At 66.0% G+C, this 20170-nt stretch carries 27 protein-coding genes and 2 tRNA genes; 6 read left to right on the forward strand and 23 right to left on the reverse strand.

The window, feature by feature from the left end; genetic code table 11:
• Nucleotides 1-49 precede the first annotated feature (49 nt).
• The 3 genes from ACYQ0R_RS05385 to ACYQ0R_RS05395 form a co-directional block, all read right to left on the reverse strand.
• Complete coding sequence (locus ACYQ0R_RS05385) at nt 50-961, reverse strand: 1,4-dihydroxy-2-naphthoyl-CoA synthase (RefSeq protein ID WP_459821405.1); 912 nt, start codon at nt 959-961, stop codon at nt 50-52.
• 109 nt (nt 962-1070) lie between these two features.
• Nucleotides 1071-2420, reverse strand: a complete 1350-nt coding sequence (locus ACYQ0R_RS05390; protein ID WP_459821407.1) for an NAD(P)/FAD-dependent oxidoreductase — start codon at nt 2418-2420, stop codon at nt 1071-1073.
• 16 nt (nt 2421-2436) lie between these two features.
• Nucleotides 2437-3003 carry a peptidylprolyl isomerase gene (locus ACYQ0R_RS05395; RefSeq protein WP_459821409.1) on the reverse strand — a complete coding sequence of 189 codons (567 nt, stop codon included), beginning with the start codon at nt 3001-3003 and terminating at the stop codon, nt 2437-2439.
• Nucleotides 3004-3108: 105 nt separating this feature from the next.
• Between ACYQ0R_RS05395 and ACYQ0R_RS05400 the strand changes: the two genes are divergently transcribed.
• Entirely contained in the window at nt 3109-3738 is a 630-nt protein-coding gene (locus tag ACYQ0R_RS05400; RefSeq protein WP_459821411.1) for a thymidine kinase, read from the forward strand.
• Nucleotides 3739-3801: 63 nt separating this feature from the next.
• On the opposite strand, the gene ACYQ0R_RS05405 is transcribed toward ACYQ0R_RS05400, so the two are convergent.
• The 7 genes from ACYQ0R_RS05405 to mvk all read right to left on the reverse strand — a co-directional run bounded on the left by ACYQ0R_RS05405 (nt 3802) and on the right by mvk (nt 9603).
• Entirely contained in the window at nt 3802-4842 is a 1041-nt protein-coding gene (locus tag ACYQ0R_RS05405; protein ID WP_459821413.1) for a dipeptide epimerase, read from the reverse strand.
• A complete protein-coding gene (locus ACYQ0R_RS05410) occupies nt 4839-5894 on the reverse strand; it encodes an N-acetyltransferase DgcN family protein (RefSeq protein ID WP_459821415.1) in 1056 nt (351 codons plus the stop codon). Before ACYQ0R_RS05410 ends, ACYQ0R_RS05405 begins: the two co-directional genes overlap by 4 nt.
• 90 nt (nt 5895-5984) lie before the next feature.
• A complete protein-coding gene (locus tag ACYQ0R_RS05415) occupies nt 5985-6302 on the reverse strand; it encodes a DUF5785 family protein (RefSeq protein ID WP_459821417.1) in 318 nt (105 codons plus the stop codon).
• Nucleotides 6303-6418: 116 nt separating this feature from the next.
• Entirely contained in the window at nt 6419-6688 is a 270-nt protein-coding gene (locus ACYQ0R_RS05420) for a DUF7976 family protein (RefSeq protein ID WP_459821419.1), read from the reverse strand.
• Between the two features lie 6 nt (nt 6689-6694).
• The gene (locus tag ACYQ0R_RS05425; RefSeq protein WP_459821421.1) at nt 6695-7732 is read right to left on the reverse strand and encodes an Mrp/NBP35 family ATP-binding protein; all 1038 of its coding nucleotides are present in this window, start codon (nt 7730-7732) and stop codon (nt 6695-6697) included.
• Between the two features lie 72 nt (nt 7733-7804).
• Nucleotides 7805-8587, reverse strand: a complete 783-nt coding sequence (locus ACYQ0R_RS05430; RefSeq protein WP_459821423.1) for an isopentenyl phosphate kinase — start codon at nt 8585-8587, stop codon at nt 7805-7807.
• On the reverse strand, nt 8587-9603 hold the full coding sequence (mvk, locus tag ACYQ0R_RS05435; RefSeq protein WP_459821425.1) for a mevalonate kinase: 1017 nt from the start codon (nt 9601-9603) through the stop codon (nt 8587-8589). Before mvk ends, ACYQ0R_RS05430 begins: the two co-directional genes overlap by 1 nt.
• A gap of 322 nt (nt 9604-9925) precedes the next feature.
• Here mvk and ACYQ0R_RS05440 point away from each other — a divergent pair, with 322 nt between their 5' ends.
• Complete coding sequence (locus ACYQ0R_RS05440; protein ID WP_459821427.1) at nt 9926-10270, forward strand: DUF4870 domain-containing protein; 345 nt, start codon at nt 9926-9928, stop codon at nt 10268-10270.
• 192 nt (nt 10271-10462) lie between these two features.
• On the opposite strand, the gene rpsB is transcribed toward ACYQ0R_RS05440, so the two are convergent.
• From rpsB to ACYQ0R_RS05505, 13 genes are all read right to left on the reverse strand, one after another.
• Nucleotides 10463-11284: a 30S ribosomal protein S2 gene (gene rpsB, locus ACYQ0R_RS05445; protein WP_459821429.1), complete on the reverse strand. Its 822-nt coding sequence runs from the start codon at nt 11282-11284 to the stop codon at nt 10463-10465.
• Between the two features lie 16 nt (nt 11285-11300).
• The gene (gene eno / locus ACYQ0R_RS05450) at nt 11301-12503 is read right to left on the reverse strand and encodes a phosphopyruvate hydratase (RefSeq protein WP_459821430.1); all 1203 of its coding nucleotides are present in this window, start codon (nt 12501-12503) and stop codon (nt 11301-11303) included.
• The gene (locus ACYQ0R_RS05455) at nt 12503-12682 is read right to left on the reverse strand and encodes a DNA-directed RNA polymerase subunit K (RefSeq protein WP_159485088.1); all 180 of its coding nucleotides are present in this window, start codon (nt 12680-12682) and stop codon (nt 12503-12505) included. The genes eno and ACYQ0R_RS05455 overlap by 1 nt, the downstream gene beginning before the upstream one ends.
• Nucleotides 12683-12684: 2 nt before the next feature.
• Nucleotides 12685-12879, reverse strand: coding sequence for a DNA-directed RNA polymerase subunit N (locus ACYQ0R_RS05460; RefSeq protein ID WP_459821432.1), 195 nt, complete (start codon nt 12877-12879; stop codon nt 12685-12687).
• Nucleotides 12880-12891: 12 nt separating this feature from the next.
• Nucleotides 12892-13290 carry a 30S ribosomal protein S9 gene (locus ACYQ0R_RS05465; protein WP_459821433.1) on the reverse strand — a complete coding sequence of 133 codons (399 nt, stop codon included), beginning with the start codon at nt 13288-13290 and terminating at the stop codon, nt 12892-12894.
• Nucleotides 13284-13733 carry a 50S ribosomal protein L13 gene (locus tag ACYQ0R_RS05470; protein ID WP_459821435.1) on the reverse strand — a complete coding sequence of 150 codons (450 nt, stop codon included), beginning with the start codon at nt 13731-13733 and terminating at the stop codon, nt 13284-13286. Before ACYQ0R_RS05470 ends, ACYQ0R_RS05465 begins: the two co-directional genes overlap by 7 nt.
• A complete protein-coding gene (locus tag ACYQ0R_RS05475; RefSeq protein WP_459821437.1) occupies nt 13730-14083 on the reverse strand; it encodes a 50S ribosomal protein L18e in 354 nt (117 codons plus the stop codon). The genes ACYQ0R_RS05470 and ACYQ0R_RS05475 overlap by 4 nt, the downstream gene beginning before the upstream one ends.
• 39 nt (nt 14084-14122) lie before the next feature.
• Nucleotides 14123-14207 (reverse strand) — tRNA-Leu (locus tag ACYQ0R_RS05480).
• Nucleotides 14208-14368: 161 nt separating this feature from the next.
• Nucleotides 14369-15121 (reverse strand): DNA-directed RNA polymerase subunit D, encoded by a 753-nt coding sequence (locus ACYQ0R_RS05485; protein ID WP_459821439.1) that lies wholly within the window; start codon nt 15119-15121, stop codon nt 14369-14371.
• Between the two features lies 1 nt (nt 15122).
• Entirely contained in the window at nt 15123-15512 is a 390-nt protein-coding gene (locus ACYQ0R_RS05490) for a 30S ribosomal protein S11 (protein ID WP_459821441.1), read from the reverse strand.
• A gap of 6 nt (nt 15513-15518) precedes the next feature.
• Nucleotides 15519-16046: a 30S ribosomal protein S4 gene (locus ACYQ0R_RS05495; RefSeq protein ID WP_459821443.1), complete on the reverse strand. Its 528-nt coding sequence runs from the start codon at nt 16044-16046 to the stop codon at nt 15519-15521.
• Nucleotides 16043-16558 (reverse strand): 30S ribosomal protein S13, encoded by a 516-nt coding sequence (locus tag ACYQ0R_RS05500; protein ID WP_459821445.1) that lies wholly within the window; start codon nt 16556-16558, stop codon nt 16043-16045. The genes ACYQ0R_RS05495 and ACYQ0R_RS05500 overlap by 4 nt, the downstream gene beginning before the upstream one ends.
• Before the next feature lie 57 nt (nt 16559-16615).
• Nucleotides 16616-16701 (reverse strand) — tRNA-Ser (locus tag ACYQ0R_RS05505).
• 267 nt (nt 16702-16968) lie between these two features.
• Here ACYQ0R_RS05505 and ACYQ0R_RS05510 point away from each other — a divergent pair.
• The 4 genes from ACYQ0R_RS05510 to ACYQ0R_RS05525 all read left to right on the forward strand — a co-directional run bounded on the left by ACYQ0R_RS05510 (nt 16969) and on the right by ACYQ0R_RS05525 (nt 20061).
• Nucleotides 16969-18009, forward strand: coding sequence for a zinc-binding dehydrogenase (locus ACYQ0R_RS05510; protein ID WP_459821446.1), 1041 nt, complete (start codon nt 16969-16971; stop codon nt 18007-18009).
• Nucleotides 17999-18313 (forward strand): DUF7977 family protein, encoded by a 315-nt coding sequence (locus tag ACYQ0R_RS05515; protein WP_459821448.1) that lies wholly within the window; start codon nt 17999-18001, stop codon nt 18311-18313. Before ACYQ0R_RS05510 ends, ACYQ0R_RS05515 begins: the two co-directional genes overlap by 11 nt.
• A 162-nt stretch (nt 18314-18475) precedes the next feature.
• The gene (cmk, locus tag ACYQ0R_RS05520) at nt 18476-19054 is read left to right on the forward strand and encodes a (d)CMP kinase (protein WP_459821450.1); all 579 of its coding nucleotides are present in this window, start codon (nt 18476-18478) and stop codon (nt 19052-19054) included.
• A 29-nt stretch (nt 19055-19083) separates the two neighbouring features.
• A complete protein-coding gene (locus ACYQ0R_RS05525; protein WP_459821452.1) occupies nt 19084-20061 on the forward strand; it encodes an RNA-guided pseudouridylation complex pseudouridine synthase subunit Cbf5 in 978 nt (325 codons plus the stop codon).
• Nucleotides 20062-20170 lie beyond the last annotated feature (109 nt).

Consider the following 20170-nt stretch of genomic DNA (forward strand, 5'->3'; position numbering starts at 1 on the left):
GGGGACGTTTATGATAATGGGTCGCGGAAGCATCGCCACCGGACGTGGTTCAGTAATGCCACGGGTACTCTCGGAACTCGGGCTCGCGATTCTCGAGGAAGGCGTCGCGCCCCTCCTGTGCCTCCGGGGTCATGTACGCGAGTCGGGTTGCCTCGCCGGCGAACACCTGCTGGCCGACCATGCCGTCGTCGGTCAGGTTGAACGCGTACTTCAGCATTCGCATGGCGGTCGGTGACTTCCGTGTCATTTCGTCGGCCCACTCGAGCGCAACGTCCTCCAACTCCTCGTGAGCGACGCTCTCGTTGACCATCCCCATCTCCTCGGCCTCTTCGGCCGAGTACGTCTTTCCCCGGAAAAACACCTCCCGAGCGTTCTTCTGGCCGATCTGTTTCGCGAGGTACGCGGAGCCGAACCCGCCATCGAAGGAGGCGACGTCGGGGTCGGTCTGGAGAAACTTTCCGTGTTCTGCGCTCGCGAGCGTGAGATCACAGACGACGTGTAGCGAGTGGCCGCCGCCGACGGCCCACCCCGGCACGACCGCGACGACCGGCTTCGGCATGAACCGGATCAGCCGCTGGACCTCGAGGATGTGGAGCCGTCCAGCCTGCGCCTCGCGGACGAGATCGTCCTCCTCCTCGCTCGCCTCGTCGTCGTCGCGATACTCGTAGCCGGAGCCTCCGCGAACGGACTGGTCGCCCCCGGAACAGAACGCCCAGCCGCCGTCCTTCGGTGACGGTCCGTTCCCAGTGAGAAGGACGCAGCCGATATCCGCCTGCTTGCGGGCGTGGTCGAGGGCGGCGTACAGCTCGTCGACCGTTCCTGGTCGGAAGGCGTTCCGGAGCTCGGGACGGTCGAACGCGATCCGAACGACCGGCACGTCGACGGCGCGGTGATACGTGACGTCGTCGAACTCGTCGGTGACCGGCTCCCAGGCGTCGGGGTCGAAGATCTCCGAGACCATACGCGGATCTGGGACGGGTGCCTTATAAACCGGGTGAGTGGAGGAAGCGACTGGATCACCGCGGCACGCTGCGTCCACCCGACAGGTATCACGACGGCGCGTGGTCGTCTCAGCCCTCGTCGGCGGCCACAGCGGCCTCGAAGCCGGCGACGATCCCACCGTTCAACGACCGCTCCGGATACTGCGCACGACTCGCCATGCCGGCGTAGTACACGCCGGGATGACCCGCCCCGGCGAGGTCGTACGGGATCACGCGGTCGAGATACCCGCGCTCGTAGACGGGGGCGGCTCTCGGATTTCGTGAGACGCGGAACTGCCGCACCGACTCCCGGTCGAACTCGGGGAACAGCTCCTCGATCCCGGAGAGCCACTGGTCGCGAAGCGTCTCGTCGTCCGCCTGCCAGTTCGACTCCTCGGGTGACTGGACGTAGCTCGCGACGTACAGCAGGTGGTCGCCGCCGTACCGCTCCGGCGGAACGAAGTTCGTGTGCTCGATGAGCGCACCGAACGGTGCGTCGTCCGCGACGTTGAGCCAGTACGTGTCCGTCAGCGGTTCCGACAGAGTGACGACGGCACACACCGCGCCCTGGAAGTCGATGTCGCAGGTGTACCCCGTCAGCGACTCCAGAACGTTCGGCATCGCCGCAACGATCACGCCGTCGGTGTCGACGGTCTCGACGCCCGACGCCGTCTCGACGGTCACCGTCGACGCCGAGCCACGCGATCGGTCGAAAGCGTCCGCGACGGAGTCGTCGTCCGATCCGAATCCGATGTCGACGACGCGGGCGTTCGTCGTGATCGCGTCCTCGCCGATCGCGTCGACCAGGGCGTCAAGCAGGACGCCGAACGAGCCGTCGAGGTAGCCGAGCACCTCGCCTCTGAGAAGGTCGCGTTCACCGCGGAACTTGATGCGTCCGAGCAGCCACGCCGCGGAGACGTCCTCGACGCGGTCGCCGAACTTCGCGCGCAACAGCGGCTCGAAGAAGCCGTCGTACACGCCGCGAGTCGTGTGTTCGACGATGAACTCCTCGACAGGAACGTCCTCGAACGCGGTCAGGTCGTCGTACGTGTCGAACCGCGGTCGACCGCCGCGAACATCGATCCCCTGCGTGAGACACGCCAGTCGGAACGTGTCGTACAGCCCCAGTCCGGGATACGCGAGGATCTGCCACGGGGTGTCCAGCGGATGGACGACGCCGTCGAGATAGTAGGCGTTCTCGCCGATCCGCCACTCGACCCGGTCGTCGACGCCCAGCTCCGCTGCGAGCTCGACGATCTCCGTTTCCGACTTCGAGAGGTGGTGATAAAAGCGCTCGATAGGATCACCGGCCGTGTCGTACAGCGCCGCGAGTCCGCCGACCGAGTCGGACGCCTCGAACACGCGTACCTCGTGGCCGAGCGACTGCAGGCGATGGGCCGCGGCGAGCCCGGCGATCCCGCCGCCGACGACTGTGTACATGTCGACTACTCGTCGATTACTCGTCGACGGTGACTCGTTCGATCTCGACCGAATCACGGGGCTCGTCTTGGCGGTCGGTGGGAACGGAGCCGATCTCCTCGACGACATCCAGACCGTCGATAACCTGCCCGAAGACGGCGTGTTTTCCGTCGAGGTGTGGGGTCGCATCCAGCGTGATGAAAAACTGCGAGCCGTTCGTGTTCGGCCCGGAGTTCGCCATCGAAAGGATTCCGGGACCGTCGTGGGTCAGGTCGTCGTGAAACTCGTCGTCGAACTGGTACCCAGGCCCGCCGCGACCGGACTCCATGGGGTCGCCGCCCTGAATCATGAAGTCGTCGATGACGCGGTGGAAGACGATACCCTCGTACAGCGAGTCGCCGCGGACCGCACCGGTTTCCGGGTCCTCCCAGGTGTTCGTCTCCGGGGCCGGTTCGGCGTCCGCGGCAGGGTCGTGACGAGCGAGTCCGAGGAAGTTCCCGGCGGTTCGTGGGGCGCGGTCGGCGAACAGTTCGAGCGTGATGTCGCCGTGATTCGTGTGAAGCGTCACCTGCGGGTTATCGGGGTTTGCAACGTCTCGTCCCATGCACCGATCCACGGTGTCCCACCGGAAAACCTTGCCCATCCTTCCTCGGTGGCCGCCGCCAACGGGAAGGGAATCGTTTTGTCGCTGGCAGCAGCCGGATCGACCATGCACGCGATCACCCGCTCGGGTTGGATCGAGGTCATCTCCGGGTCGATGTTCTCCGGAAAAACCGAAGAGCTCCTCCGGCGACTTCGGCGGTCCGAGATCGCCGGGCAGTCGGTCGCAGTGTACAAACCGGCCATCGACGACCGATACGGCGAGACGACGATCGGGACACACACCGGACGCCAGTGGGAGGCGACGGTCGTCGACAACGAGGGCGACGGACCCCTCGAGATCCTCGATGACGAGCCCCCGGCCGAGGTCGTCGCAATCGACGAGGCGAACTTCTTCTCCGACGCGCTCGTCGAGGTGTGTAACACGCTCGCGAACCGCGGCACCCGCGTCATCGTCTCCGGTCTGGACCAGACGTATCGTGGCGAGCCGTTCGCCCCCGTCCCGCAACTGATCGCGGTCGCGGAGTACGTCGACAAGCTTCAGGCGATCTGCACGCAGTGTGGCGAACCCGCGACGAGAAATCAGCGACTGATCGAGGGTGAGCCCGCCCACGTCGACGACCCGACGATCCTCGTTGGAGCCGACGAATCCTACGAGGCCCGCTGTCGCGACTGCCACGTCGTGAGAACCGGTCCGCGTCCGGACGGTCGCGATGGTGATCTTGCGAAGCAGGAATGATGCGTTCCCGAGTAGTTCGCGACGCCCGCTTCGGTACTCCGTGACTGCGCTGGCATCGCTTCGTTACTGCATAACTGCGCCGGTGCCAGCGCGATCCTGTTCGGCAAGACGGATCGGACCGCCGGAGAGATCCGGCCCGTCGTACGGGTCGCCCGCCAGCAGGAGCGACCCGTCGAGGTCTGCGTAATCGAGAAGTGGGGCGAGCTGTGCTCCCGCGGCGATCGAGGCGTTCGTCTCGATCATACATCCGAGCATCACTTCGAGTCCGTGTGCCCGAGCCGTCGCGATCATCCGCCTCGCTTCCAGAAGCCCGCCAGTTTTCATCAGCTTCAGATTCGCGATATCACACCGGCCGGCGATCGTCGGTACGTCCGACAGCGTGATACACGACTCGTCGGCGGCGATCGGCAGCGCGGACCGTTCGTAGGCGAACCGAAGCCCTTCCGGGTCCTCGGCCGGAACCGGCTGTTCGATGAACTCCACGTCGTAGTCGGCGAGCCACCGGCTGTTCGCGACCGTCTCCTTCGGCGTCCACGCCTCGTTGGCGTCGATCCGTATCGTTGCGTCCGGCGCTTCCTCCCGGACCGCCTCGATCAGCTCCCGATCGCGGTCGGTGCCGAGCTTGATCTTCAACACCGAGTACCCGGCGTCGACGGCGGCCGCCGTCTTCTCTCGAACTCGTTCGGTGGCGTCGAGTCCGATCGTGTACGACGTCTCCGGCGTCGTATCCGGATCGAGTCCCCACATCCGGTACAGGGGAACGCCGAGTCGCTTCGCTGCGAGGTCGTGGACCGCGATCGACACCGCGGTTCGCGCGGCCGGGTTGTCACGCACCGTCTCGCGCATTCGGGTCTCGATCTCGGCGAGCGCATGTGCGTCGCCGATGTCCTCGACGACCGACAGCAGATCCGGCAACACGGCTTCGACGGTGTCGGGAGTCTCCCCGTAGTGCGCGGCGGGTGCCGCGCCGCCGACGCCGGTCATACCACCTTCGTCCGTGACCCGGACGATCACGTTCTCGGCGTGCGTCTGGGTTCCGCGAGCGATCGTGAACGGCTGGTCGAGTTCGACGCTGACGCGCTCGAACGTCGCCGAGAGCGTCATTCGCCGAGCACCTCGTCGACGATTCCGTCGATGATCCGGTCGGCACCGTCGCGAACCGGGTCCGCTGCCGGCACGCCAGCCGCATCCGCATACGCCTCGACCGCCGCCGCAGCCTCCGAGTCGCCGTCGATATCTTTGGTGTTCAACGCGCCGGCAACGATCTCGGCGTCACGGACCGGTGCAGCCAGCTGCTCGTACAGTTCGACGTACTCCGGAACGGGTGGCAGATCGAACGACTCGTAGCCGTGAACGACCTCCCGACCCGCGACGTGACAGAGGACGAGCCCGTCGGCCATCGATCCGTGGAGAATGCCGCAGGTGACTGCGGAGTATGCGGGATGGACGATGCTCCCCTGTCCTTCGACGACGAGAAGGTCGTGGTCGTCGCCGAGCTCGAGGATCATCTCCTCGACTGCTCCCGCGGTGAAATCGGAGATCACGCGGTCGATCGGGTTCCCCCAGCCGGCGATCATGATCCCGGTCTGTCCAGTCGGGACGAACGCGGCGTCGATCCCGCGCTCGCGAGCCGCTTGGACGATCTCCAGCGAGGCCGTCATCTTCCCGACCGAGCAGTCGGTACCGACGGTGAGCACCACGTCCGCGTCGACGTCGGCGGATGAACCGGAGGCGACGGTGAGGTCGTCGTGTGGCTCGCGGACGTCGACGAGTTCGACGCCGTGCTCTTCGGCGAGTCGAGAGAGCTCCTCGTCCTCGCTAAGAAAGTAATGGAGTCCGCTCACGACGTCGCAGCCGGCCTCGATCGCCGCACGGACGTCGGCCCGCCACGACTCGTCGAACCCGCCGCCGATCGGCGCGATACCGATATATAAGGCGTCGACGTCCCCGTCTGCTGCGTCGGCGGCGTCCGCGAACGAGCCGACGATCGGGGCGTCCGGAACGTCGGGAACGTGGTCGGTCACGCGGTCACCGACGCCGTCTCGGTCGAGCACTGCCTCGACCGACTGGTCGCCGTAGCGCATGACGCCGAGTGCCGTTTTCGCACGCTCGGGGAACTTCTCGTGTGCCAGAATGACGATCCGCTCGTGGTCCATGCTCGACGGTCATCCTCGCCCGACTTAAACCAGACGGGGTCGGCTCGGCCTGCCGGTTCGAGCGGTCAGTCGCTTCGTCGACACCGAAACCTACGCCGAACCGTCGACGAACTGCTCGGGTCCTTCGTAGAACCAGTAGCCGCCCTCACGCATCGCACGACCGAGCTCTTGATGGAACTCGACGAAATCCTCGAACTCCTCCGTCTCGACGTACTCGAAGATCTCCTCGACGGAGACGACCGTCTCGAAATCGATCCGGATCGGATGGTCACCGTACTCCTCGACGTATTCGGCCGCCGCGAGCGGGAAATCCTCCTCCTCGTCGACCTTCTTTGCGAGGACCGCGTGCCCGTACTGACGCATTCCCTCGCTCCCCTGTTCGCCGTCAGGGTCGTGTGGCCAGTCCATACGACCCGCTTCGCCCGGCCCCGGCATAGTCGTTACGGGATTCGCGACACAGCACTGGTGGACGCGATCCGTGATCTGGGGGTCGGGGACGAGGACGCCCATCCCGTCCGCCACGGTCACCGCTGTATCCCGCCCTGCGCTTTGATCTGCATGATGTGCCGGACGTTGAGATAGATCTCTTCCGGCGAGGTGTCCTCCTCGGGGTCGTACAGATCGGAGACGCGGTACAGTATCGCCGATAGCTGCTTGCTCTCCGAGCTATCGCCTCGGATGTCGGCAGCAACCGTTCGAAGGCACTCGCGAGTCTCGGCGTCGGCGTGGATGTCACCGTCGCTTTCCGTAGCGTACTCAGTGTTCTCTCCGGTACCGGAGTCGTCCCCCGTCATCGACGATCACCGCATCGCGCTCACGTCGCGACGGCGGACGACACCGGCGTTGTTCGCCACGTTCTCGACGATCCGTTTGAACGCGTCAGCGGTGTCACCCTCGTCCAACACGATCGGTTGTCCCTCGTCACCGCCGGTCCTGACGTCCGGGTCGAGCGGGACGCCGCCGAGGTACGGCAGATCCTGTTCCTCGGCGAGCGCCTCGCCGCCGCCGGAGCCGAAGATCTCGTGGGATCCGCCGCAGTCGGGACAGATAAACCCGGCCATGTTCTCGGCGATGCCCAGCACGTTCGTGTCGTGTTTGCCGAACATCCGGAGGCCCTTCACGGCGTCGTCGAGCGCAACCTGCTGGGGCGTCGTGACGATCACCGCGCCGGTAAGCGGCAGCGTCTGGAGGATCGTTAGCTGTGTGTCGCCCGTCCCCGGCGGTAGATCCATCACGAGATAGTCGAGATCCCCCCATTCGACATCCTCGACGAGCTGCGTGAGGATCTTGTGGACCATCGGACCACGCCAGATCACCGGGTCGTCCTCGCCGGTGATGAAGTCCATGCTCATCAGCTTCATCCCGTAGCGCTCGGGCGGCGTGATGCTTTCCCCGTCCGTTCGTGGACGGTCCTCCGCGGCGACCATTCGGGGAACGTTCGGCCCGTACACGTCGGCGTCGAACAGCCCGACGCGGGCGCCGCGGTCGGCGAGCCCGGCGGCGATGTTGACCGACATCGTCGACTTGCCGACGCCACCTTTTCCGGACGCGACCGCGATGACGTTTTCCACGCCCGGCAACACGTCTTCTGAGGGGTCGATCTCGTTCGGCATCCCCGCGGCCAGCTCCGCATCCAATCCGGCGTCGCCGAGGACTGCCCTCACGTCGTCCGCGATGGCCGTCTCGTTCGGGGAGAACGGTGCGCCGAGCGCCAGCGACACGTGTGCGGTGTCGCCGTCGACCTCGATGTCGTTTATCAACCCGAGCGACACGATGTCATCGCCGAGATCCGGATCCTGTACGTCCCGAAGAAGCTCCCGTACCTTTTCAGCGTCCATGCGTCAATCGAGGCGTGTGGCCCGAATAAGGGTTCTGTACCGACCGCAGCCGAATCGGATCCGGATCTCCCGTCAGCCGATCCGGGTTCCAGGATTCTCTCCGCTGAGAAAACGGTTCAGACCGTCGATGCCGAACACGTGTGCCGGCACGTCGAGTTCGAGCAGCGCCGCGACCTTGCCTGCCATCCCCCCCGAGACGTCCGTCGCATCGCTCGCGCCGAGCACGTCGGCCACATCCTCGAACGTCCGGATCCGGGAGATAACCTCCCCGTCGCCGTCGAGGACGCCGGGAACGCTCGAACACACGCCGACGCGGTCGGCGTCGAGTTCGGCCGCGAGCGACGCAACGAGCTCGTCGCCGGAGACGACGGTCACGCCCTCACCGTCCGTCGCGACCCCATCGCCGTGTAACACCGGTACGAACCCCTCCGCAAGCAGCGTCGTCGTCGACCCGATCGGGACGTCGAGGCGGCCATCCGCTCCGTCCGGACGCGCCGACAGCGACAACGGATGGACCGGCACTGCGGGAACGTCACGCTCGTGAAGCCGCGAGAGGACGAACCGATTGAGCGTCGTCATCGCACCGTGGACCGCCATCACCGCGACGGCGTCGCGGGTTCCGTCGGTCGTCGACACGCCGTGCTCGCTCGCGTGATGGTGACCGAAGCTGCCGCCACCGTGCACGACGACCAGCCGGTCGGCGGCACCGGAACCCCGCACGTCCGCGATCGCGTCGGCGGCCGTGGCCAGCGACGCTCCGTCCAACGTCTCCGGGCGGTCCTTTTCAGTGATCACGCTTCCGCCGAGCTTGAGCACCACGGTCTCGCCACGCCCGTCGGCGTCAGGGCCGGACATTACGATTCCTCCACCCGGACGCCCTCCGTCGCGAGCTCCGCGCGAAACGCGTCCGCACACCCCTGCGTGAACGACAGTGCAGTCTCGGTCTCGTCGGTCGGATCGAGTGCCACGATGCAGCCGCCGCCGCCGGCACCGGTGAGCTTCGCACCGTGCGCGCCGGCGTCGCGGGCCGCCCACACCATCGCGTCAAGTGAGCGCGCGGAGACCCCGAGCGCGGAGAGCAGTCCGTGGTTGAAATCCATCAGCTCGCCGAGCTCCGCGAGTTGCTCGCGGGTCGGGTCAGCGCCGGGGACGGCGTCGTCAAGAAGCCGCTCACCCGCGCGGACGACGTCGCCGATCGACCGGACCGTGTCGGCCGCGAACCGGTACTCCTCTTTCAGCTCCCGGACGCCCGCGACGAGCGACCCCGTATCACCCGCGCCGCCGTCGAATCCGACGACGAACGGGAGGTTCGGGGCGTCGATCGGCTCGCAGTCGTCACCCTCGACGCGCACCGCGCCACCCATCGTCGAGCAGAACGTGTCCGCGCGCGACGCCTGTCCGTCCTGTACCTCGAACTCCGCGCGATACGCCCGGTCGGCCAGCTCCCGCCGGTCGATCGGCTCGTCGAGCGCCCGCGTCGCGGCGTCGATCCCGGCGACGACGACCGCGGCCGACGATCCGAGCCCCGCACCGAGCGGAATGTCGCTCTCGACGGTGATGTCGAACCCGGCGTCCGGGGCTTCCGCCGCGGCCCGTGCCTGCCTAACGGCGGCGTCGACGTACCCCATTGCGGCCTCGACGAGCGCAGGTTGGACGTCTACGTCGGGACGATCCCCCGTGCCGCCGGTGTATTCGACGGTGAATCCGTCGAGCGAGAGATCCTCGGCCGTGACGCGGACGTGGTCGTCGTCGCGCGGCTCGGCGGTCACTGTGGCGCGACGCTCGATCGCGGCGGGCACCGCGGGCTCACCGTAGACGACGGCGTGTTCGCCGAAGAGATACACTTTCCCCGGCGCGCTACAGACGGTCATACTCGTACTCTCCGTGCGGTCCCATACAGGCGTTGCGCTTGCGGCTCTCGACACGAGCCATGGTATCATCCACCGCGTCGATCGCTGTCGAGGGGTTTATATTCGACGCGGTCCGTGTGGGATACAGTGATGGTCTGCCGGAGTACCGGCGGACATCACCCTGGGGAACTGGGGAATGGACGCGTGTCCTCCACGGCACCGTCGCCGGATGGGTCGGGGAACCCTCCGGATCGTTTCGTGAACACCCGTCACACCGACCCACCTCCGTAGCGACCGCACCGTCGACGAAATGATTATATACTAGTCGACGGACCGTGCCGGTATGTCACAGTCGCCCTCCGTCGACGTGGCGAGCAGCGCCCCGAAGAACACGACGATGGCCGCGCTCACGCACGTGCTCGCGCTGTTCACGTGGGTCGTCGGCCCGCTCGTCGTCTATCTCGTCACGGACGACGCGTTCGTCAAGGAGAACGCGCGAAACGCACTCAACTGGCAGATATCGCTGACGATCTACACGCTGATCTCGTTGGTGTTAGTCCTGCTCGTCGTCGGGTTCCTCGCGCTGATCGTCATCGGACTCCTCGATCTGGTGTTCATCGTCATCGCGACGGTGAAAGCCGCCGACGGCGAGGCGTGGAGCTATCCGATCACGATCGACATCGTGTGACTCAGGTTCGTACTCGGCCTTCCGTCCGGCCCCGGCGTGGTCGCCGCTCAGCGCTTCGGCTCCAACGTGGTCGCCGCTCGGCTCCTCCCCGACGGTCGAATCGCCACTCCCGGCGTACCCGTCGGCCAGCGCGACCGCTCACGGGTCGGTGATCGGCGAAAGTCGAACTCGGAGAACTCGAAAGACGCTCGACTACAGCTCGTCCTCGAAGTCCTCGAGGGCGAAGACGGTGTCGGCACCGCGGCGATCCAGCGTCTCGTTGGCGAGCAGCCAGTAGACGACGGAGAGCGCGCGGCGACCCTTGTTGTTCGTCGGGATGACCAGATCGACGTTCGACAGCTGGTTGTTCGAGTCGCACATCGCGATGACCGGGATTCCGACCGTGATCGCCTCCTTCACCGCCTGCGCGTCACCGATCGGGTCCGTCACGACGACGACGTCCGGCTCGATGTAGCCGGCGTAGTCGGGGTTCGTCAGGGTGCCGGGGATGAACCGCCCGGTTCGAGCGCGGGCCCCGATGGCGTCCGCGAACTTCTCGGCCGGGAACCGGCCGTACTGCCGCGAGGAGGTGACGAGGATCTGCTCGGGGTCGTAGTTCGCGAGGAAGTCCGCAGCCGTCCGGATCCGGCTGTCGGTCGTGCTCACGTCGAGCACGTACAGCCCGTCGTCGCGGACGCGGTGGATGAACCGCTCCATATCCTTCGTCTTCTGCTGGGTCCCGATGTGGACCCCGGCCGAAAGGTAGTCCTCGACGGGGATCAGCAGGTCGACGTCCTCGTCGGGCATCACGTCGTCGTCGAACGGCGACGCGTCCGCTTCTTCGGCGTCCGCCGCCTCCGCTGCGTCGTCGGGCTCCTCCGAGACGCCGTCCGTATCGGCCTCGGCGGACGCCTCGTCGGCAGCCGCCTCGGCGGGCGATTCCTCAGTCGTGTCGGCCGCGTCCTCGGCGTCCGCTTCAACCGTCTCGGTCTCGGCGTCCGCATCGAGTTCGACCGCGTCGTTGTCTTCCGTCATGCGTGGTGTCGGTCCGTCATACCGCATCGTCCGCGATGCGGACCAGTTCGTTCAGCTTTGCCGTTCGCTCGCCGCCGACCGTGCCGGTTTTGATGTACGCGGCGTCGGTCGCCACGGCGAGGTGTGCGATCGTCGTGTCCTCGGTTTCGCCGGAGCGGTGGGAGATCGCACACTCCATGTCGTTCCGGTGTGCCAGCTCGACCGCGTCGAACGCGTCCGACAGCGTCCCGATCTGGTTCGGCTTGATCAGGATGCTGTTGGCCGCGCCGACGTCGATCCCCTCCCGGAGTCGCTCGACGTTCGTGACGAACAGATCGTCGCCACAGATCAGCGTCCGGTCGCCAACCCTGTCGGTCAGCTCCGCGAACGCCTCGTAGTCGTTCTCGTCGAGCGGGTCCTCGACGTACGCGAGGTCGTACTCCTCGACGAGACCGGCGACGTACTCGACCTGCTCGTCAGTCGACTTCGTCTCGTCGCCGTACACGTACGCGTCTTCCTGCTCGTCGTACAGCTCCGCGGCCGCGACGTCGAGTCCGAAACGGATCTCGAAGCCAACTTCGGACTCGACGAGTTCGACTGCCTCCTCGACGACCTCGAACGCCTCCGCGTCCGAGATGGGCGGTGCCCACGCGCCCTCGTCGCCCTTGGCAGCGGGGACGCCGCGCTCGTCGAGCACGTCCGCGACCGCCGCGTGGACGGCGGCGTTCGCGAAGACGGCCTCCGAGACGCTCGGCGCGCCGACCGGCGCGGCGAGGAACTCCTGAATGTGGGTCGCCTCCTTCGCGTGCTCGCCGCCGCCGACGACGTTACCGAGCGGTACGGGGAAGTTTTCCCCGCGGAACGCGCCACCGAGGTGTTGATACAGCGGTGCGCCGAGCACGTCTGCGGCCGCCTTCGCGGCCGCCATCGAGATGGCGACTGCGCTGTTCGCACCGATCTTCGAGAAGTCGTCGGTGCCGTCCGCGCCGCGGAGCGCTGCGTCGATCGCTCGCTGATCGCCGGCGAAGAGCCCCTCGAGGCGAGGGACGGCGTGTTCTCTGGCCGAGGCGATCGCCTCGCTCGGCTGGAGTTCGATAGCCTCGAACTCCCCGGTCGATGCGCCACTCGGTGCCGCCGCGCGCCCGAACCCCCCGGACTCCGTGAGGACATCGGCCTCAACGGTGGGGTTTCCGCGGGAGTCGAGCACGCGACGGAGCGAAACGGATGTGATTCGAGTCATTAGTTGGTTTCCCTCCGGACCGTAAACGGAAGCGCCCCCGCGTCGTACTCCTCCGCGGCGACGAGGATCGGCTCCGTCTGGTTCGTCTCGATCAGCACGGGTGCCCCGTAGGACACCTGCAACGCGCGTGCGCCGAGGATGCGAGCCTTCTCGTATCGATTGTAGCGTTGGCCTGACATGGTCACTGGTACGGGGAGACGACGTCGACGAGATCGCGGTGCGACACCATCATCCGCCGGCAGCAGTGGCGGTCGACGCCGAGATCGTCGAGAACCTCGCCGGGGTCCTCGTCGCCCTCCTTCGCCCGGGCCTTGAACTCCTCCCAGTGTTCACCCACGACGTTGCCGCACGTGAAACACCGGACGGGAATCATCATATCGTGACCACCTCAGCGGTACGATTTCTGGTAGCGAGCACGCGCACCCGGTCCGCCCCACTTCTTGGGTTCGGACTGGCGCACGTCGTTGACCAGCAGGGTGCGGTCGAAGCTCATGTACGCGTCACGCAGCTCGGCGTCACCGAGATGCTGGACGAGCCCACGAGCGATCGCGGTTCGGGCTGCATCAGCCTGCCCGCTGAACCCGCCACCCTCCACGTTGACGTCGATGTCGACGCCGTCGCGGAGATCGTCGCCCGCGATGCGGAACGGCTCCAGCATCTTGAGACGTGCCTGTTCCGGTTCGACCAGCTCGACTGGCTGGGAGTTGATACGAACGCGACCCTCGCCGTCACGCACGGTTGCGCGGGCGACGGCCGTCTTCTTTTTGCCTGAGGTGTTAGTTACCATGTGACGTTAGCTCCCAGTGACTCGGAGATCTTTCCGAGCGTCGTGAACTTGATGTTCGAGAGGCGATCCAGCGAGGTGCCGTCGAGAACGACGGACTCGATGTCCTCGTCGCGCTCGTACGGATTGCCCACGTAGACGCGGACGTTCGAGAGTGCCTCCTGTCCCTCCTCCGTCTTGTACGGTAGCATGCCGCGGATCGACCGCTTGAAGATGCGGTCCGGACGCTTCGGGTAGTACGGCCCGCTGTCGGAGCCGAGGTTCGCGCGGGTGTGGTACGTCTCCATCGTGGTCTCCTCGTTGCCAGTGATGACCGCGCGCTCGGCGTTGACGACGGCGACCGTCTCGCCGGCGAGCACCTTCTGGGCGACCTCCGAGGCGACGCGACCGAGAATGCAGTCACGGGCGTCGACGACGACGTCCGCGTCGATCTTCGCGATGCTCATCGGATCACCCGTACGTTGCTTCCCTCGGGGTTTCGTTCAACGAACTGTTCGAGCGTCACTGCCTCGCCGGCCTGGTCGATCTTCGTGCGGGCGGTTCCCGAGAAGTCGACGGCGGCGACCGTGACGTTCTTTTCGAGCACACCGCTGCCCAGCACCTTGCCGGGGACGACGACCGTCTCGTCTTCCTGGGCGTACCGCTCGATGCGGCCCAGGTTGACCTCAGCGTGCGTGCGCCGTGGCTTTTCGAGTCGGTCCGCGACATCCTGCCAAACGTTGGCACCGGAGTCGCGCGAGGCCGACTTCAGCTCGGCGATGAGGTTCTGTAGTTTCGGATTCGTTTTGCTGCTCATAGCTGTCCCTCCTGTGTGGAGAGTTCGTGAAAAACGGAGTGCAGGGAGCAGGATTTGAACCTGCGGACCTCTACAGGACAGCGCCCTGAACGCTGCGCCGTTGGCCTGACTTGGCTATCCCTGCGTGCACTCCTTCGTAATCCGGCTCCCTTCAAACCACTTTCGGTCCCGTCGGACACGTCGCTCGTGCCATCGAGTACGACGGGGGGCGCTGTGGCCACGCCGGCGTCCCGACTATTGGCCGCCGCGAGCGCCGGGATAGTGGTTCGAAGGGTGGACATTACGCTATACCGCGACTTTCGTTCGTAGTTCGTCGGCGCGCTCCTCGATGGAGTCGATCGCGCCGAGTAGCAGGTCCTCGACCGAAAGCGAGCCGTCGGTCTCGATGTGGAAGACGAACGCGCCGGGAACGTCCTCGACGCGCACCTCCTTTCCGGGGAACTTCTTCGAGAGGTCGTTGTCGAACTCGTCGGTGACGACGATCTCACCGTCGGGCGTCTCGACGACGCCGCGGAGGATCCGCGGCTCGTCGTCGTCGAACTCGCCGAGGTCGCCCTCGACGGTGACCCGCTGAAGGTGCCGATAACCGACCGAGACGCCGCCCTGATGTTTGGCGTGCGTTTTTCCGGTGTCTAACACCGCGTCGGCCTCGAACTCCAGACGCTGTCCCTCCTTCAGTTCGATGATCGGGACGTTACGGTCCGCCGGCTCGACGAGCGGCTCGGCGCTCTCGATGTCGCCCGAGTACGCCGTCGCCGGCCCCTCGACGTCGAGCGCGAGGGTGACCTCGTCACCGATCTCGAACTCGCCGGCCGGGGTCGTCAACGGAATCAGACCGAGCCGAAGGCCGATCATCTCGTCGAACATCACCGACGAGTTCTCGACGAACCGGACGGTGTCGATCGAGAACGTTGGGACGTCCGCGATCATCGCACGGCGAATGCCGTTGGCGAACGCGGGCGTTAGTCCACGGATCAACACCCGTGCGCTCCGGTCGTCTCGTTCGACGTACTCCACGTCGAAATCGGCGTCACTCATGTTAGACTCGCTTGTTCTTCGGGGCCTTCGTTCCGTCGTGCGGGATCGGCGTGACGTCCTCGATGCGGCCGATCTCGAGGCCGGCACGCGAGAGCGCGCGGATCGTCGCCTGCGCGCCCGGGCCGGTGGACTTGTTGAGGTTGCCGCCGGGACCGCGCACGCGAACGTGCACGCCCTCCAGACCGGCTTCCTTCACTCGCTCCGCGACGACCTCGGCCATCTGCATGGCCGCGTACGGCGACGCCTCGTCGCGGTTCTGTTTCACCACGGTGCCGCCGGACGACTTCGCGATCGTCTCGGCTCCCGTCTCGTCGGTGACCGTGATGAGCGTGTTGTTGAACGATGCGTACACGTGGGCGATTCCCCACTTTCCGTCTGCTGATTCACTCATGGGTAGTTACTCCTGTGACTCCGCGCGCTCGGGGTGGAGATCGTCCGCGAGCGGACTCGTCTCGTCGAAGGCGATCGAGCCCTCGTCGTCCACGTCCACTTTCACCGACGGGCGTGTGACGCGGGCACCGTCGACCGTGATGTGGCCGTGAACGATGAACTGACGCGCCTGCTGGGTCGAGGAGGCGAACCCCTGCCGGTAGACGACCGTCTGGAGACGGCGCTCGAGCAGGTCGGTGACCTCGAGCGACAGCACGGCCGAGATGTCGTCGTTGTCGCCGAGAATCCCGATCCGGCGGAGCCGTGCGACGAACTCCGCGCCGTTCTCGCCGGCGACGTCGACGTCACCCTGTGCCTCGCCGAGGAGGCTTCGCGCCTCGCGGCGCATGCTGCGGAGCTCGGACTGTGCGCGCCAGAACTCCTCTTTGTTTTTCAGGCCGTACCGCGAGAGGAGGTCGGACTCCTCGGCGATCCGCTCGCCCTGGTACGGGTGGTTCGGCGTCTCGTAGCCCTTGGTGTTTTTACCGGTGCTCATTCGTCGTCACCCTCTTCGTCCGCCATCTCCTCGCGGATCTCCTCGACGTTGACGCCGATCGTTCCCTCGGTACGTCCGGTGGACTTCGTGCGCTGACCGCGGACCTTCTGTCCGCGCTTGTGACGGACGCCCTTGTACGACTCGATCTGCTTCATCCGGTTGATGTCGTGACGACGCTTCTCGTTGACGTCCGTGCCCACGAGATGGGTCGTCTCCCCGGTGAAGAAGTCGCTCTGTCGGTTCGTCATCCACGACGGGACGTGGTCCTCGAGGTTCTCGACGATCTCGACGACGCTGTCGATGTCGTCCTCGTCGAGCAGTCCGAACGTGGCCGTGCGGTCCACGTCGGCTTCCTCGGCGACCAGCCGCGCCGTGCGCGTGCCGATGCCGTTGAGTTCAGACAGGCTTCGCTCGACCGTCTTCGTCCCGTCGAGGTCCGTCCCCCCGATCCGAACGAAGTACTGGAGGTTCTCCTCCTCCGGCGAGCCGTCCTGTGATTCTTCCGTGCTCATGTGTTGGTTAGTGTGAGCCCTACCGGCGCGAATCCGGCGGTACTCGATCCGTTCGAGCGTTGCGGCGGGGATTCGAACCCCGGAGGCAGTGACGCCACAGAGTTAGCAACCCTGCGCCTTGGGCCAGACTTGGCTACCGCAACCCGCGTTGTATCGTCGCCCTTGCGGACTCGGGGCCCGACACCCCTGCAGTTCGTGCATTCGGATCAACCGCGCTTCGCTACTTAAACATCACGAAAGCCGCGGCCGGCTGTTTCGGTGTCACACGGTGAGAATCCAGCAAAACGCGTTCGACGGTCACACGAGAGACGGTCACCGCTCGTATGTGAGCGTTCCGCGTTCGTCTGTGAGTTGACGGCCGAAGCGACCGCATGGCGTATCGTTTTACCGACGGGGCGGTGAGATCACGTATGTACGCCGTTCAGTTCGCCTCCCACGGCGACCGCGACGTGATCGAGTACGGCGAACATCCGGATCCGGAGCTCGCCGAGAACGAGGTGCTCGTCGACGTGAAAGCGGGCGCGTTGAACCACCTCGACGTCTGGACGCGCCGCGGACTTCCGGGGATCGACCTCGAGATGCCACACGTCCCCGGAAGCGACGCGGCGGGCGTCGTCGACGCCATCGGCGATGACGTGACGCGGTTCGACCCGGGCGACCGGGTCGCCGTCAGTGCGGGCGTCTCCTGTGGCGACTGCGAGTTCTGCCGAGACGGGGAGGCGTCGCTTTGCGTCTCCTACCGGATCATCGGTGAGCATCTCCCGGGCGTCCACGCCGAGATGGCGGCGGTTCCCGAGGCGAACCTCGTACCCGTTCCCGCGGGCGTCGACTGGACCGTCGCCGGCTCCGCCTCGCTGGTTTTTCAAACGGCATGGCGCATGCTTCACACACGCGCGAGCGTGACGGCCGGCGAGCGCGTGTTGGTACTCGGCGCGTCCGGGGGCGTCGGCCACGCCGCCGTTCAGATCGCCAACCACGCCGGCTGTGAGGTGTTTGCGACCGCCTCCACGGAGGAGAAGCTCCGTCACGCGGAGTCGTGTGGTGCCGACCACGTCATCGACTACGAGTCGAACGAGTTCGCCGAGGAGATCGACGCGTTGACCGATAAACGCGGCGTCGATGTCGTCGTCGACCACGTGGGAGCGGCGACGTACCCCGACTCGCTCGCGTCGCTCGCGAAAGGTGGACGACTCGTCACCTGCGGCGCGACCACCGGACCGAACCCGGACGCCGGGCTCAACCGTATCTTCTGGAACCAGCTGTCCGTGCTGGGCTCGACGATGGCGACTCCGGGAGAGGTCGACGACGTCCTCGAGCTCGTCTGGGACGGTACCTTCGAACCGCGGATCCGCGAGACGCTCCCCATGAGCGAAGCGGCGCGCGCCCACGAGCTGATAGAGAACCGTGAGGGCTTTGGCAAGGTAGTGGTAATCCCCGATAGTGAGCTCTGATACCGATGCGGACGAGGGGTACGTCCACACGCCGAGCGGCGATGACCCCGGTGGAAACGCTTCCGCTCCCGGCTCCGATCCGACGACTGTCGAGCCCGACGGGTTCGGTCGAAAGGGGTGGATCCTCGTGGCCGCGCTGGTTCTCTCGATGCTTGTGATCCCCGGTATCATCTACGCGTATCCGTACGCCGCGGGCTCGTTCGGTCTCACGTTCTTCGGGACGTATCTCCTGTTACCGTTGATTCCCGCCGTGCTGCTCGGCGTGCTCGCAGTGTGGTCATTGAGCGCGGCGGGACCCGAGTGAAGCGACGTCCGAGCGGGATCCGAACGAGGAGAGTGTAGGCGGGATCCGAACGAGGAGAGTGTAGGCGGGATCCGAACGAGGAGACATCCACACCCCCGCGAACGGATCACACCCACGAAGGCGAACGATAACCGTTTTGAAGGGTTGCCACCCACTTCGGATATGTTGATCACGGTCTCAGGCCCGCCCGGAAGCGGGAAGAGCACGAACGCGGCGGGCCTCGCCGAGGCGCTGGATCTCGAGCACGTCTCCGGCGGCGACATCTTCCGCGAGATGGCCGCCGAACACGATATGACGCCCGTCGAGTTCAACGAACACGCCGAGCAGGACGACTCGATCGACCGCGACCTCGACCGACGACTGTACGAGATCGCGTCGACCCGGGACGGCCTCGTCCTGGAGTCCCGGCTCGCCGGCTGGCTCGCAGGCGACCACGCCGACCTCCGTTTCTGGTTCGACGCCCCGGTCGACATCCGATCGGAGCGGATCGCCGACCGTGAGGGGAAACCGGTCGAGCGCGCACTGGAGGAGACCCAGCGACGTGAGGCGTCTGAGAAGAAGCGATACATGGAGTACTACGCGATCGACATCGACGACCTCTCGATCTACGACGCCGCATACAACACGGCTCGCTGGGGGCCAGACCGATTCCTCGACGCGCTCATCGCGACCGTCGAGGCGTACGAGCCCGCAGCCGACGAGGGAAAAGTACCGATCGACGGCATCACCCACGACTTTTAACTACCGAACACGTCGCTTTCGACATCCGAATGACTGACGCCGACGACGCGGACGTTCCGCTCCGATCGCCGCCCGACGAGCGATCGATCCCGGAGCTACTTCGGTTCGGCGTCGTCAACGTCGACAAGCCCGCGGGACCCTCCTCACATCAGCTCTCCGCATGGCTTCGCGACGCGGTCAACGACGCGCTCACGACGGTCGACCCTGACGGCACGCGGATCGGTGGCGTCGCTCACGCCGGGACGCTCGACCCGAAGGTTACGGGCTGCCTGCCGACGCTCACCGGCACCGCGACCCGAGCCGCGCAGGTGTTTTTGGAAGGCGAAAAAGAGTACGTCGCCGTCCTCGAACTCCACGGGGATCCGCCGGCGGATCTCCGGCAGGTCGTCGACGAGTTCGAAGACGAGATCTACCAGAAGCCGCCACGAAAAAGCGCAGTGAGCCGTCGCCTGCGGACGCGCACGATCCACGATATCGACGTTCTCGAGATCGAGGACCGGCAGGCGCTGCTCCGGATCGGCTGTGAGTCGGGCACGTACGTCCGCAAGCTCTGTCACGATATCGGCCTCGCGGCGGGCGTCGGCGCGCATATGGGACACCTCCGGCGGACGGCGACGGACCCGTTCGACGACACGAACCTACACACGTTACAGGATCTCACGGACGCGCTCGAATGGGCCACTGAGGGTGATGAGCGACTGCTTCGCGAGGTCGTTCGGCCCGCGGAGGAAGCGCTCGTCCACCTCCCCGCACTCACCATCGCACCCTCCGCCGCCCGCAACGTCGCGACCGGCGCTCCCGTCTACGCACCCGGTGTGATCGACGGACCCGATCCCGATGATGTCGCGGTGCACGACGGAACCGACGAGTCGGTCGGCGAAACCGCGGAATATCCGCTCGTGGCCTGCTACACGCCGAGCGGCTCCGCCGTCTGTCTCGGCCGGCTCGTCGATGATCCGGACGCCGTTCGCGGCGAGGTCGTTTCGCTCGAACGCGTGTTGGTATGATCCGAGTTCACCGAGGTGTCGACCGTGCGATGTCCGGATATGAGACGCCGTACAGGAGACCACCGACCGCGTCAGCATCGAAGCGAAGTCCTTAATTACGGGACTCTCG

Source organism: Halorubrum luteum (assembly GCF_054652935.1).

Coding starts and splice junctions, on each gene's coding strand:
- ACYQ0R_RS05400 (WP_459821411.1), top strand. CDS start 3,109: ATGCACGCGATCACCCGCTCGGGTTGGATCGAGGTCATCTCCGGGTCG.
- ACYQ0R_RS05430 (WP_459821423.1), bottom strand. CDS start 8,587: ATGTCCGGCCCTGACGCCGACGGGCGTGGCGAGACCGTGGTGCTCAAG.
- ACYQ0R_RS05410 (WP_459821415.1), bottom strand. CDS start 5,894: ATGGACCACGAGCGGATCGTCATTCTGGCACACGAGAAGTTCCCCGAG.
- ACYQ0R_RS05385 (WP_459821405.1), bottom strand. CDS start 961: ATGGTCTCGGAGATCTTCGACCCCGACGCCTGGGAGCCGGTCACCGAC.
- ACYQ0R_RS05470 (WP_459821435.1), bottom strand. CDS start 13,733: ATGAGCATCGCGAAGATCGACGCGGACGTCGTCGTCGACGCCCGTGAC.
- ACYQ0R_RS05490 (WP_459821441.1), bottom strand. CDS start 15,512: ATGAGTGAATCAGCAGACGGAAAGTGGGGAATCGCCCACGTGTACGCA.
- ACYQ0R_RS05425 (WP_459821421.1), bottom strand. CDS start 7,732: ATGGACGCTGAAAAGGTACGGGAGCTTCTTCGGGACGTACAGGATCCG.
- ACYQ0R_RS05525 (WP_459821452.1), top strand. CDS start 19,084: ATGACTGACGCCGACGACGCGGACGTTCCGCTCCGATCGCCGCCCGAC.
- eno (WP_459821430.1), bottom strand. CDS start 12,503: ATGACTCGAATCACATCCGTTTCGCTCCGTCGCGTGCTCGACTCCCGC.
- ACYQ0R_RS05500 (WP_459821445.1), bottom strand. CDS start 16,558: ATGAGCACGGAAGAATCACAGGACGGCTCGCCGGAGGAGGAGAACCTC.
- rpsB (WP_459821429.1), bottom strand. CDS start 11,284: ATGACGGAAGACAACGACGCGGTCGAACTCGATGCGGACGCCGAGACC.
- ACYQ0R_RS05510 (WP_459821446.1), top strand. CDS start 16,969: ATGTACGCCGTTCAGTTCGCCTCCCACGGCGACCGCGACGTGATCGAG.
- ACYQ0R_RS05465 (WP_459821433.1), bottom strand. CDS start 13,290: ATGGTAACTAACACCTCAGGCAAAAAGAAGACGGCCGTCGCCCGCGCA.
- ACYQ0R_RS05395 (WP_459821409.1), bottom strand. CDS start 3,003: ATGGGACGAGACGTTGCAAACCCCGATAACCCGCAGGTGACGCTTCAC.
- mvk (WP_459821425.1), bottom strand. CDS start 9,603: ATGACCGTCTGTAGCGCGCCGGGGAAAGTGTATCTCTTCGGCGAACAC.
- ACYQ0R_RS05495 (WP_459821443.1), bottom strand. CDS start 16,046: ATGAGCACCGGTAAAAACACCAAGGGCTACGAGACGCCGAACCACCCG.
- ACYQ0R_RS05475 (WP_459821437.1), bottom strand. CDS start 14,083: ATGAGCAGCAAAACGAATCCGAAACTACAGAACCTCATCGCCGAGCTG.
- ACYQ0R_RS05390 (WP_459821407.1), bottom strand. CDS start 2,420: ATGTACACAGTCGTCGGCGGCGGGATCGCCGGGCTCGCCGCGGCCCAT.
- ACYQ0R_RS05440 (WP_459821427.1), top strand. CDS start 9,926: ATGTCACAGTCGCCCTCCGTCGACGTGGCGAGCAGCGCCCCGAAGAAC.
- ACYQ0R_RS05455 (WP_159485088.1), bottom strand. CDS start 12,682: ATGTCAGGCCAACGCTACAATCGATACGAGAAGGCTCGCATCCTCGGC.
- ACYQ0R_RS05485 (WP_459821439.1), bottom strand. CDS start 15,121: ATGAGTGACGCCGATTTCGACGTGGAGTACGTCGAACGAGACGACCGG.
- cmk (WP_459821450.1), top strand. CDS start 18,476: ATGTTGATCACGGTCTCAGGCCCGCCCGGAAGCGGGAAGAGCACGAAC.
- ACYQ0R_RS05405 (WP_459821413.1), bottom strand. CDS start 4,842: ATGACGCTCTCGGCGACGTTCGAGCGCGTCAGCGTCGAACTCGACCAG.
- ACYQ0R_RS05420 (WP_459821419.1), bottom strand. CDS start 6,688: ATGACGGGGGACGACTCCGGTACCGGAGAGAACACTGAGTACGCTACG.
- ACYQ0R_RS05415 (WP_459821417.1), bottom strand. CDS start 6,302: ATGGACTGGCCACACGACCCTGACGGCGAACAGGGGAGCGAGGGAATG.
- ACYQ0R_RS05460 (WP_459821432.1), bottom strand. CDS start 12,879: ATGATGATTCCCGTCCGGTGTTTCACGTGCGGCAACGTCGTGGGTGAA.